8 protein-coding genes and 1 pseudogene are annotated in these 12523 nt (G+C 57.0%); 7 read left to right on the top strand and 2 right to left on the bottom strand.

Annotated features, from left to right (window positions below; translation table 11 throughout):
• Window positions 1–114: 114 nt before the first annotated feature.
• A complete protein-coding gene (locus AACY02_RS25385; protein WP_339434282.1) occupies window positions 115–1512 on the bottom strand; it encodes a NorM family multidrug efflux MATE transporter in 1398 nt (465 codons plus the stop codon).
• Between the two features lie 159 nt (window positions 1513–1671).
• Here AACY02_RS25385 and AACY02_RS25380 point away from each other — a divergent pair, with 159 nt between their 5' ends.
• From AACY02_RS25380 to AACY02_RS25370, 3 genes are all read left to right on the top strand, one after another.
• Window positions 1672–2592 carry a LysR substrate-binding domain-containing protein gene (locus tag AACY02_RS25380; protein ID WP_339434281.1) on the top strand — a complete coding sequence of 307 codons (921 nt, stop codon included), beginning with the start codon at window positions 1672–1674 and terminating at the stop codon, window positions 2590–2592.
• 187 nt (window positions 2593–2779) lie between these two features.
• Window positions 2780–4756 carry a methyl-accepting chemotaxis protein gene (locus AACY02_RS25375; RefSeq protein ID WP_339434280.1) on the top strand — a complete coding sequence of 659 codons (1977 nt, stop codon included), beginning with the start codon at window positions 2780–2782 and terminating at the stop codon, window positions 4754–4756.
• A gap of 210 nt (window positions 4757–4966) precedes the next feature.
• On the top strand, window positions 4967–6181 hold the full coding sequence (locus AACY02_RS25370; RefSeq protein WP_339434279.1) for an aldose 1-epimerase family protein: 1215 nt from the start codon (window positions 4967–4969) through the stop codon (window positions 6179–6181).
• Here AACY02_RS25370 and AACY02_RS25365 read toward each other — a convergent pair.
• A pseudogene (locus AACY02_RS25365) lies at window positions 6178–6825 on the bottom strand (ATP-binding protein); the annotation flags it as partial. The gene AACY02_RS25370 and the pseudogene AACY02_RS25365 sit on opposite strands and share 4 nt — an antisense overlap.
• 258 nt (window positions 6826–7083) lie before the next feature.
• Here AACY02_RS25365 and AACY02_RS25360 point away from each other — a divergent pair.
• The 4 genes from AACY02_RS25360 to AACY02_RS25345 are packed head-to-tail and all read left to right on the top strand — an operon-like array spanning window position 7084 to window position 11511.
• The gene (locus AACY02_RS25360; protein ID WP_339434283.1) at window positions 7084–7629 is read left to right on the top strand and encodes a TnsA endonuclease N-terminal domain-containing protein; all 546 of its coding nucleotides are present in this window, start codon (window positions 7084–7086) and stop codon (window positions 7627–7629) included.
• Window positions 7626–9551 carry a DNA-binding domain-containing protein gene (locus AACY02_RS25355; protein ID WP_339434278.1) on the top strand — a complete coding sequence of 642 codons (1926 nt, stop codon included), beginning with the start codon at window positions 7626–7628 and terminating at the stop codon, window positions 9549–9551. Before AACY02_RS25360 ends, AACY02_RS25355 begins: the two co-directional genes overlap by 4 nt.
• Entirely contained in the window at window positions 9548–10438 is an 891-nt protein-coding gene (locus tag AACY02_RS25350) for a TniB family NTP-binding protein (RefSeq protein WP_339434277.1), read from the top strand. Before AACY02_RS25355 ends, AACY02_RS25350 begins: the two co-directional genes overlap by 4 nt.
• A 29-nt stretch (window positions 10439–10467) precedes the next feature.
• Window positions 10468–11511, top strand: a complete 1044-nt coding sequence (locus tag AACY02_RS25345) for a TniQ family protein (protein WP_339434276.1) — start codon at window positions 10468–10470, stop codon at window positions 11509–11511.
• Window positions 11512–12523: the final 1012 nt, after the last annotated feature.

Here is a 12523-nt window from a genome sequence, read left to right as displayed (position 1 = left end):
TCTACTTGGTCGACAACTGACAATTTAAAAGTCAGCGTGTAATCGCGCTGACTACGTTTTGCGCCCGTATCCATTGCACCCTCCTGATAAGAAGCCAGAAGGTGTAAACCTTATTCAGGACGAGACATGAGCGATATTGAAGCCTTGCGATCGAGGCTCGCGCCGAATCATCCGCTTCATCTTCCACTCAAACGCCAGTGTCAGGCTCACTGCCGCGCACGCCAAGCCCAGCGCCAGGCCCCACCAGACGCCCGTCGGTCCCCAATTCAGGTGAAACGCCATCCACCACGCGGCCGGCGCACCGATCAACCAATAGCAACCGAGCCCGACCAGAAATGTAGTCTTCGCGTCCTTCAAGCCGCGAATGCAGCCCATGGCAATCGTCTGGGTGCCGTCGAACAGCTCGAACCACGCCGCCACTGCCAGCAGGCTCACCGCCAGCCTGATCACCTCGGCGAACGCCGGATCATTGTGATCCAGGAACAGGCCCACCAACTGATTTGGCAGCAGCCAGAAGACCATCGCAAACCCGAGCATGGCCACCGCGCCGAACACGATCCCGACCCGCCCGGACATCCGCGCATCGTTCAGTTGCCCGGCGCCGTAATGCTGGCCGATGCGCATGGTGATCGCGTATGACAATCCCGCCGGCACCATGAACGCCACCGAAACGATCTGCAGGGCGATCTGATGCGCGCCCAATTGCGTACTGCCCATGGTGCCCATGCACAGCGCTGCGAAGGCGAACAACCCGACTTCCACCGCATAGGTGCCGCCAATCGGCAGGCCGAGGCGCCACAGCTCTTTGAGGTATTGGCGGTTAGGCCGCGACAGGCCGGCGCGCAACGGATAAGCGTCATAGGCCGGGTGCCGACGAATGTGCCAGGCCAGTGCCAGCGCCATGCAGTTGGCAACAATCGCCGTGACCAGACCGATGCCCATCAGCCCGAGTTTCGGCAGGCCGAACATGCCAGTGATCAGTGCGTAATTGAGCAGGAAGTTGGCCACAGTGCCGGCCAGACTGATGACCATGACCGGGGTCGCCCGGCCAATCGCGCTGGTGAAGCCGCGCAGGGCCATGAAACTCAAATAGCCGGGCAGGGCGAATGGCAGCGCAATCAGGAACTGGCCCGCAGCGTTGACGTTGGTTTCGGTCTGGCCGAACAGCAGCAGCACCGGTTTGAGGTTCCAGAGCAGCAGCCCGGCGCCCAGTGCCATCAGCCACGCCAGCCATAACCCGGCCTGGGTCAGGCGTGCGGCACCGATGATGTCGCCCGCGCCCTTGCGGATCGCCACCAGCGTACCGACCGCAGCGATAACGCCGATGCAGAAAATCGACACGAACGAGTAAGTCGCCGCGCCGAGACCGCCGCCAGCCAGAGCCTCGGGACTCAAGCGCGCCATCATCAAGGTGTCGGTCAGCACCATCAGCATGTGTGCCAACTGTGAAGCAATCAGCGGCCCTGCCAGCCGCAGGATGGCCCAGAGTTCGGTACGCACAGGATGCTGCATGGTCATCACCACTCGATTGACAGAGGGAACTGGAGACCATCGATTCTCGGCGCATGCACGCGATTGCACAAAGGGATAAAAAGGATGGGTGGCATGATTAAAACTCATCCTGAGCGGATTCTGCTAAGTTGCTCTCGTCCCGCTATAGGAGCTTTCTGAATGTCTCGTCGTCTTCCTCCTTTGTATGCCCTGCGCGCATTTGAAGCGGCGGCGCGGCATAGCTCGTTTACGCGCGCCGCTGAAGAGCTGTCGATCACCCAAAGTGCAGTGAGTCGGCACATTCGCACGCTTGAGGATCATTTTGCCTGCCGCTTGTTTCACCGCAGCGGGCGCCACCTGCAACTCACCGAGTCGGCGCGCATGTTGTTGCCGGGCATCCGTGAAGGTTTTACCGCCCTTGAGCGGGCCTGCAACACCTTGCGCGCCGAGGACGACATCCTGCGCATGAAAGCCCCGTCAACACTGACCATGCGCTGGCTGCTGGCACGGCTCAGTCGCTTCCGCCATTTGCAACCGGGCAACGAGGTGCAACTGACCAGTGCCTGGATGGATGTGGATTCGGTGGATTTCAACGATGAGCCCTTTGACTGTGCCGTGCTGCTGAGCGACGGCCATTTCCCGCCGGACTGGGAAGCCAGCCTGCTGTTTCCCGAAGAGCTGATCCCGGTGGGCGCCCCCAATCTTCTCAACGACCAGCCGTGGGACGTCGCGCGACTGGCGTCCACCGAGTTATTGCACCCGACCCCGGATCGACGCGATTGGCGCAGTTGGCTGGAGTGCATGGGGCTGTCCGATCAGGTGTCGCTCAAGGGCGGGCAGGTGTTCGATACGCTGGAGCTTGGCATGATCGCGGCGGCTCGGGGTTATGGCGTGTCGATGGGGGATCTGCTGATGGTCGCCGAAGATGTCGCGCAAGGTCGCTTGAGTTTGCCGTGGCCGACCGCGGTTGCCAGTGGACTCAACTATTACCTGGTCTGGCCCAAAACCCGTCCGGGAGGTGAACGTTTGCGCCGTCTGAGTGATTTTCTGCAAGGTGAAGTCCGCGCCATGGAATTGCCGACCGTCGTTCGCTTGAGCTGAAACGTTCGAGCCCTCACAATGCCGGCCTTGTGCCATAACCTTGCTAATTGCTCAAGTATTGGGTTTTTCCGCCGAATACGTGCTTGTGGAACCGTCGTGCCGGTGTCCGCGATTCACCCCATTCTTAGAATTTTCCGAGCAAGTGCTGCGATCAAGGAGGATCCGGTGGCTCGGCCAGGAGCTATCCATGTCTCAACCTCGCGCCCGGATCGCCTCACAACTGGGCCTCGCGCTCGCTGTGATATTGGCGATTGTCATCAGCGGCAGTACGGTTTTCGCCCTGCGTTCGCTGGATACCGCCAACCTCGCCACTCGTGAAGAGCATCTGGCCAGTGAGGCCCGCCTGCTGGCTGACCAACTGAGCACTTTCCACGGCACCTTGCGTGAAAGCACGCAGCGCCTGAGCGGGTTGTTCGAAATGCGATTCAGCACAGGTTTGAGCATTCACCCGAGTGAGCCGGTGACCGTTGCCGGCACCCAGACGCCGGGCCTGCACCTGGGCAGCGAAGTGATGAACAACAACTTCAAGGAAGTTGACGAGTTCCAGCAGATGACCGCCGGCGTCGCCACGCTGTTTGTGCGCAGCGGCGAAGATTTCGTGCGGGTCAGCACCTCGTTGACCAAACAGGACGGCACGCGCGCCATTGGTACTTTGCTTGATCACACTCACCCGGCCTATGCGAAGTTGATGGCAGGGCAGGGCTACGTGGGTCGTGCCGTGCTGTTCGATCGCTCCTATATGACCCAATACACCCCGGTGCGCGACGGCAGCGGCAAGGTGATTGCGGTGCTGTTCGTCGGTTTCGACTACACCGACGCGCAAAACGCCCAATTTGAAAACCTCAAGCGCTTCCGCATCGGTCAGACGGGCTCGCTGGCATTGCTGGATGAGCATAACAAATGGCTGGTTCCGCCAGCCGGCGTGCAGGCGCAGGATCAAGCGATTGCAGTGATCAGCGGTTTGGCCAAGACGCCGGGCAAGGGCCAGTTCTGGAGCGACAAGGCTGAAGACTTCTACAGCGTATCGGTGCCGTTCGACGGCGGGCCGTGGTCGGTGGTGGCAAGCATGCCGAAAGCCGAGATTCGCGCGGTGACCTGGAGCGTCGGCACCCAACTGGCAATCGGCAGCCTGCTGGCGATGTTGTTGGCGGTCGGTTCCGTGGTCTGGTTGCTGCGCAGCAAACTCGCGCCATTGAGCGACCTGGTACGTCAGGCTGAAGCCCTGGGCGCCGGTGATCTGAGCGTGCGTTTGAATGTGTCCAGCAATGATGAAATCGGTCAGCTGTCTCGCGCGTTCAACCAGATGAGCCAGGCGCTGTCGACCATGGTCGAGCACATCCGCCGTGCCTCGGAAGAGGTCAACAGCCGTGCGCAGGCACTTTCCGGCCTGTCCGGTGGCGCATACGACGGCATGGAACAGCAGTCCGGCGAAATCACCAGCATGGCCGGCGCGGTTGAAGAGTTCAGCGCAACCTCGCTGGACATCGCCGACAACATGGGTGCCACTCAGCGTCTGGCTCAGGAAAATGCCCAGCAAACGCAGATTGGTCGCAGCTCGATGGAAGAGGCTTCGTCGTCGCTTGAGCAAATCGCGGGCGCCCTGAACAGCACCGCCACGGTGATCAACACCCTCGGCCAGCGCTCCCAGGAAATCGGTGGCATTGTCGGCGTGATTACCTCGATTGCCGAACAGACCAACCTGCTGGCGCTCAACGCGGCGATTGAAGCTGCCCGCGCCGGTGAACAAGGTCGCGGCTTTGCCGTGGTGGCTGATGAAGTGCGTAGCCTGGCCTCGCGCACGCGTCAGGCCACCGATGAAATTTCCAGCATGATCCACAGCATTCAGCAGGAAACCGGTAATGCGATCAGCACGATGGAACAAGGCAATGTGCTGATGCAGGAAGGTTTGTCGCGCAACGCCAATGTCGCTTCGGCACTGGCGCGGATCGATGAGCAGAGTCGCTCGGCCGGGCAACAGTTTGCCGCGATTACCACCGCAACCCAGGAGCAGAGCAGCACGGCGACCTTGCTGAGCAGCAACTTGCAGAGCATCGCGTTGGCCAACAGTGAACAGCGTGAGGTTGTTTCCAACCTTGCGGTGACGGCTAAAGAGCTTGAGAAATTGGCGGCGGACTTGCGTTCCGAGGTTGATCGTTTTCGTTGATGCGCCTCTGAAACAGCCATCGCGGGCAAGCCCGCTCCCACAGGTATATCGGTTGTGCGCAAAAATTGTGCTCGCCGTTGAACCGTGCGGGAGCGGACTTGCCCGCAATTGCTTGCGCGGATCAATCGCAGCTCTACTTCCGTCATTACACTTGCTGAATCGTTTCCGCAGCGCTATAAAAATGGCACAACTCCAATAAAGGCTGCTGCCATGACCCTGCTCAAACTCGTTGCCGCACTCGGCGCGCTGTCCGCTGCTTCCCACGCCATGGCTTGGGATTACGTGCTCCTCGATACCAATAAGCCCGCGCAAAACTGGAGCATCACCAGTGAACAGCTCGGTGTGAAAACCGACAAACCCTTCTCCGTCAGCTTGCGTACCCTCCATGGCGGGCGGCAGGAAGGTGTCAGCATCGTTGATATCGACAATGGCGCGATGAAACTCTCGGTGGTGCCGACCCGTGGCATGAATGTCCTGCACGCCTCCGTTGGCAACGTGCGCATGGGGTGGGACTCGCCGGTCAAGGAGGTGGTCAACCCGGCATTCATCGAACTCAATGGCCGCGGCGGATTGGGCTGGCTGGAAGGTTTCAATGAACTGGTGACCCGCTGCGGCTACGAATGGGTCGGCCATCCCGGCATGGACAAGGGTGAGTTGCTGACCCTGCACGGACGCGCTGCCAACATTCCGGCCAGTACCGTTACGCTGCACATCGACGAAAAACCGCCTTACGCCATCAGCCTGCGTGGCGAGTTGAAAGAGCAGGCGTTCAAGAAAGTCGATTTCTCTGTAGCCACCGAACTGGTCACCGAGCCCGGCAGCGTGCGTTTCGCACTCAACGATACGCTGACCAACAACGGCGATTATCCGAAGGAATACCAGGCGCTGTATCACAGCAACTTCAGCACGCCGTTCCTCGAACAGGGCGCACGTTTTGCTGCGCCGGTAAAACAGGTGTCGCCGTTCAACGACAAGGCCAAGGATGAATTGGCGAGTTGGCAGACGTATCGCGCACCAACCAAGGACTACGACGAAACCGTCTACAATGTCGTGCCCTATGCCGACGCCAAAGGCGAGACCCTGGCCGTTTTGCACAACAAGGCCGGCAGCCTTGGTGTCTCCGTCGGCTTCAATACCCAGCAATTGCCGGTGTTTTCCCTGTGGAAAAACACTGACACCCAAGGGCAGGGCTATGTCACGGGGCTGGAGCCAGGCACCAGTTTCTCCTACAACCGCCGCTATCAGCGCCCGCTGAGTCTGGTGCCGACCATTGCGCCGAAGGAACACAAACAGTTCCAGATCAGCTACAGCCTGCTGGCGGACAAAGGGGCTGTGGATAACGCCTTGAAACGCGTGACCGAGATTCAGGCCGGGCGTGCAACCGAAGTACGGCAGACACCGCTGGTTGATCTGACCGAGCATTAAGGCGTCGCCGGCCGGTATTGCAGCGCTTCGGCGAGGTGTTCACGCCTGATTGCATCGACTTGCTCAAGGTCAGCCAGGGTTCTGGCGACCTTGAGTAACCGATGGGCCGAGCGCAGCGATAGCGTCAGCCGTTCACAAGCTGATTCCAGCCAGGATTCGTCGGCTGTGGATAACGTGCAGTGCCTCTTCAGGCCCGGAAGATCAAGAAATGCATTGGCGCAGCCTTGACGCTTTTGCTGTCGTTCACGCGCCTCGGCCACCAACGCCGCTGCGCTGGCACTGTCCTCTCCCGGCTTCACCTGCGGGTTCAGCGCCGTCGCTTCCCGCGCCACCGTCAGGTGCAAATCGATCCGATCCAGCAACGGCCCCGACAGTTTATTGCGATAACGCTGCACCATGTCCGGTGTGCACGAACACTTGCCGCTCGGCTCGCCAAGATATCCACAGGGGCACGGATTCATCGCCGCCACCAACTGAAACCGCGCCGGGAAACGCACGCGATCCTTGGCCCGCGCAATCACGATATGCCCGGACTCCAATGGCTCGCGCAGTACCTCCAGTACCTTTCGGTCGAACTCGGGCAACTCATCGAGGAACAGCACGCCATGGTGGGCGAGGGTGATTTCGCCGGGCTGCGGTTTGGAGCTGCTGTCGGCTTTTGAAATAGATGCGAAAGCGCTAGGCTAGAGACCGCGGAATGCGGTCAGTCTCAGTTGGAATAGTTGCGAAGAAATCACGAAATAAATGCGACGGGATTGATAATGACTACAAATAGCTGCGACCAACCTAAACAGGTTAGAAAGATCAAGCCAACGAGACGCAGCGTCTCTGGTTTTCTGCCGTTTCGAGGTGCCGACGGTGTGCCGTTTGAATCGCTGCTGGAGAGAGATTTCCTTAAGCGAATGAGGTTTTCCCATCGCGTGTCATCGGTAGTTGCTCAGCCAGTACGAGTCGACTTCATCGATCCGCACGGACGACCGCAGACGTATACCCCGGACTTTCTGGTCTACTACCAACAGATCGGTCGCACGCACGCAGACTACATCAAGCCAATGTTGGTCGAAGTGAAGCCTGGATATCTTTGGCGTGAGCACTGGCGGGCATGGTCAGGAAAGTGGAAGGCTGCTCGGCGTTATGCTCGCGAACAAGGCTGGAGTTTCAGCATCTATGACGAGTCTCGAATCCGCGGTTTGCCTCTGGACAACATCGTTTTTCTCGAGCGCTATGAACGGATGGCTTTCGATCGCGAAGACATCGAAATGGTGCTCAATACCTTGCGCGAGACGGAGATCTCGCCTGTGCACTATCTATTAGCCCGGCACTTCAATGGAATTTATCGCGAGAGAGGCGTCTCTTTGCTGTGGCACCTCATCGCAACGGGCCGGGTCGCCTGCGACATCACCGAGCCGCTCGATCAGTTTTTAGAGTTGTGGATACCTCAACTATGAACATCTACGAAGTCGATACCGATGAACATCTAATTCCGTTCGAGCCATCCAGGTCACGAGTGTCTATCGAAGTTGGCGCTATGGTGCGCCGTGAAAAAAGCGTTTACCGGATTCTCCAAATTCTAGGTTTCGATACGGTCATCGGGGTAGAGGTGGAAACCGGAGTGAGTGCTTCACTGCGGATTGCTGAGCTTCGAGCAGTCGAACAGGAAAAGATGAGTGGGCTTTATGTAAATCACGACATCGCCACCATCAACTCGGATGACTGGACCATCGCCCAGAAGCGATTTTCTGCGATCAGTCCACTGATCAAGGAAACGACCAATCCACGATGCACTGTGGAGGAAAGAGCAAAAGAGGTCGGAGTTGATACGGCTACGCTTTATCGATGGTTAGAGCGTTACCAAAACTGGAATGAGATCCTAGCTTTGGTTCCTCGTAAACGCGGGTGGCGATCAGGGGCATCAAGGCTGACCGTTGAAGCTGAAAAAGTCATTCAAGACGTCATTGAAGAGCACTATCTCAAGTCGCAGAGACCTTCCATTCAGTCAACAATTGCCGAAGTCGCAATGCGCGCGAAAGCTCAAGGGCTAGCCTCCCCGAGTGCTTCCGCGATCCGCGCTCGGATCGCAAAGATCCCGGAAAAACAGGTACTCAGAAAGCGCGGTTTTGCTGACCAGGCCCGTAATCGATACACACCGTCTGTGGGCAAGTTCCCAGGTGCTGATTATCCGCTGGCGGTAGTCCAGATCGACCATACCCCAATTGATTTGATCGTCGTGGATGACCTTCATCGCAAGCCAATTGGCCGGCTGTGGCTAACTGTCGCCGTCGATGTCCACTCTCGGATGATCACTGGTTACTATCTGGCCCTTGAAGAGCCTTCGGAGATCTCAGTGGGGATGTGCATCTCCCATTCAGCATTGCCGAAAGAGGACTGGTTGAATGTTCATCAAGTGGATGGTAATTGGCCGGTCTGGGGGTTTCCGAGAGTTATCCACTCCGATAACGGACCAGACTTCCGCGCTGAGAACATTCGTCGTTCCTGCTCGAACTACGGCATCGAGAACGTGTTCCGGCCGGTTAAGGTACCCAAGTACGGCGGGCATATTGAACGGTTACTTGGGACGTTCATGCGCATGTTGCATGAGCTGCCTGGTACAACCTTCAGCAATACCAATGGCAGAGATGGGTACGATTCCGACAAGAACGCCGCACTGACGATGGGCGAGTTTGAGAAATGGTTGGTACGTGCCATCCTTCGTTACCATCAAACACCCCATTCGGCCATCTACATGAGCCCCGCCCGAAAGTGGCAGCTGGGTTTCTTTGGTAACCGTGAGCTAGATCCTCTAGTCAGCGTCCCCCCGCGCCCGGATGACGCGTTGACGGTACAGCTCGACTTTCTACCGTCCTTTCACCGTACAGTGCAAACCTATGGTGTGCAGATCGATGTTTTCTACTACTCCGAGGCGTTGCGGCACTGGATCAATACCACTGACCCAGAGACAGGTCTCGCCAGGAAATTCGTTTTTCGTCGTGATCCGCGTGATATCAGTGTCATTTGGTTTTTTGACCCGCTGCTAAAACAGTATTTTCGTGTACCTGTAGCCAATCAGGCTTTCCCTGCAGCAACTGTCTGGGAGTTCAGGGCGGCGAAGAAGAAGGCGGTGGACGAGGGGCGCGAACATGTCGACGAGGCAACGATATCCAGGCTCATATTGGAAAATCGTGAACTCGTGAAAAACGCATCTCAAATGACCAAAAAGGCGCGTCGAGATGCTCAGAAGAACCGTGTTCACGACAAGAACGTTACTCCTGCGTCCCCCAAAAAATCTGTTGCCCAAGTCGTCGCGGAAGTTCCCGCGGCAGCGGAGGGGCTGCTACTCGATGACGTTGACTTGATTGGTGACATTTCATGAGTGAGTACGCGCATCTTCTTCCGGATTTCCGGCCGGTACTTCAGCTCTCTGATCGTGAGCGCATCTTGTTCATGGGTGAGCCTCGCTGGATTGGGTACGAGGCCGCTCACAGCATTCTGGAAAACCTCGAATGTTTGTTCGATATGCCCAAGCGGCCGCGCATGCAAAACCTGCTGATTGTCGGTGATTCGAACAACGGCAAGACTACTATCGTTAGGCAGTTCATGAAGACTCATGGCGAGGGTTACGTCGATGAAAACGCAGAACCCGTGCGCCCTGTAATCTTGGCCGAGGCCCCGCCTTCCGCTGATGAAAAGGATTTATACATTGCACTGTTGGATCGTCTTTGGATGCCGTATCGCACGTCGGACTCCAAAGTCTCGTTGCGCTATCAGGTCTTCCATTCCTTTCGTGAATTGAACGTGCGGATGCTGATCATCGACGAAATCCATTCCCTTTTGACTGGCTCCGCCATCAAGCAAAGGGAGGTTATGAATGCCATCAAGGCCCTGTGCAACGAGCTGGCGATACCGGTTATCGGCGTAGGTACACCGGAAGCTGTTCGAGTACTTCACCATGACCCGCAGCATGCCAGTCGCTTTGATGTGGTCAAACTGGATCTCTGGAAACTCAATGCGGACTTTCAACGATTGCTGAAGGCTTTCGAAGCCGTTCTGCCACTCAAGCGGCCCTCTGAGTTGTTTAAGGCAGACAAGGCTCAGTTGATCCATTCGATTTCCGGTGGCAATACGGGCGACATTCATCGCTTGTTGGTGGAATGTGCAAAGGAGGCAATTGTCTCGGGTAAGGAGCACATCGATAGAGAGTTGATCGAGAGTAAATCGTGGCTCCGTCCTACACGTGGCATCCGGGAGCTCATGGGTTAACACCCGTATGGCCACTGTCTAAACCACTGATGCCAGATGAGCTGTTTTCATCATGGTTGGCGCGTGTCGCGCTGGCTCACGGCTATTCGCCTACTAGCTTGGCCGCCGTGGTATGGCCAACCCTGCGAATCTGGACTCAGGATTTTGATCGTGGAGGTGAGCTGAGTAGGCTGGAGAAAATCTCGGCATATGTTGGCATTCCCGCCACCCAACTGCAGCTTTCTACATTACGGCAGGCGGCACAATTGCTACTTGGCGGTCACACGGAGCAACCTGGAGTCTGGCCATGGCTACTTGTGCTGGGTTGTCGCAACAAGTTTCATGCTGGGGGGCTTCAGTGTTGCCCTGAGTGTTTTAGTCATGGTAATCCCTACTATCGTATTCAATGGCGATTGGCCTGGCACACATGCTGTGAGATCCATGAAATCAGCCTTATTGACTGTTGCTATCAATGTGGCGCTCCTTTGCAGCCAGGTCTGCTGAAGGCTGGAAATCTTTTACGGCAATGCCATGCCTGCGGCTCTGAGCTAGCTGCATGTGCTCGAACCGCTCCCTTATCAGGTGCTCTTGCCATTCAGAAGTACGCTGATCAGATGATCGGCTCCTCGGGGTTGTTTGGAGATGTCGCTCTGGACTTTACGCAATGGATGCGGATAGCGCGGGCGATGGTCAGTCTGTTACAGGTCGCTGCTCGGCAGCGCTCGAAATCGATACTGCAACTTTGTGAGTGCCTCGGTGTGGATGCGGTGTCGCTAACGCCTGCCTTGCTCGTTCTCCCTCTGGAGTATTTGGCACAGCCTGAGCGTGCCCGGCTCCTCGCGGGTGCTTGGGCGATGATGGTTGCAGGTCCGGACCGCTTCATGTCCGAAGCCTGTCGAGCGACTTTACCTGTTTCTGCTCTCCATGTTCCTGCTCACGGAGCTCCTGATATCTTGATGCGCATGGCCGGTGCATTGAAAATCCATTCCCCGCATCGGCCAATCCAGCGGGACATGGATCACCCTCGCGCGCAGTTGGAGGTGTTACGCATGTGGCTGCGACTGACGAGAAGGATGAAACGAAATGGTCTCTGACGGGGCAATTTCCAATACTGCCTGCGATGACTGCGGCAGGGTGATGAATAAAGCGAAAAAAGTACACGACGGCAAACGCTATTGTGCGACCTGTTACCCGCGTCTGTTCAAGCGTCGCATGTGTTCAGGTTGTGGAAACTTTGCACGTTTGCCGGTGTTTGACTTGGCGGTTCACTGTGTTAGCTGCGCGCGAAATCGTCCCTGTGTGCGATGTGAGAAAGTCGAATTCAAGATCGGTTTGATGTCTCAATACGGTCCGGTCTGCAAGTCTTGTGCACCATATTTTCGGGAGTCTGCGCCGTGCGAGGTCTGTGGGAAGCTCTCCCGACGTTTGGCCCGCAAAGAGCAAACAGGTTTGCGGACTTGCCCGGCTTGCAGTAGATCCGCATCCACATGTCCAAGTTGCCGGCGGCATCGAGTTCTTGTGGAAAACAATCAGGGGAAGAGGCTTTGCAAGCCATGCAATGATGAGGGTGCAAGGCCTTGTGGCACCTGCGGTGATCAAATGCCGGCGGGTAGAGGTATCGAGTGTGAGGACTGCTATTGGCGTCGCACGCTGAAGAACCGTTTGGCGATTGATTGTCAGGGCTTCCGTTCGCAAGTGATGGGCCCATTGTTTGGGAGTTTTGGGGAATGGCTTCAGCGTGAGATGGAGGCGAAAAAAGCGGCGGCAAGGGTGCACGCCTATTTTGACTTTTTCAGCCAAGTGGATGCCCTCTGGGGGCGGATTCCGACTTACGAAATATTACTTGAACACTTTCATGCCAGTGGATTGCGTAAGGCTGAAGTACCCATGCGTTGGCTGAGTGAAGCTCATGGAATCCATGCTCGTGCGCCTGTTCGCGAGGCTCATTCGGAGAGACGGAGGCTCGGTGAGCTGCTTTCTCGAGACTGTCAGAAATTTTGTGTTCGGGCATAACATGTTGAAAAGGAGCATGTATGCCGACCAAAAAGAAACCGGCCTCGGAGGTCAAACCCCAGTTTCCTTCGATCCCGAAAGAGCTGATTGATC

The organism is Pseudomonas sp. EA_65y_Pfl2_P78 (assembly GCF_963970495.1).
Lineage (GTDB): Bacteria > Pseudomonadota > Gammaproteobacteria > Pseudomonadales > Pseudomonadaceae > Aquipseudomonas > Aquipseudomonas baetica_A.
This window is presented reverse-complemented; position numbering and strand designations above follow the sequence as displayed.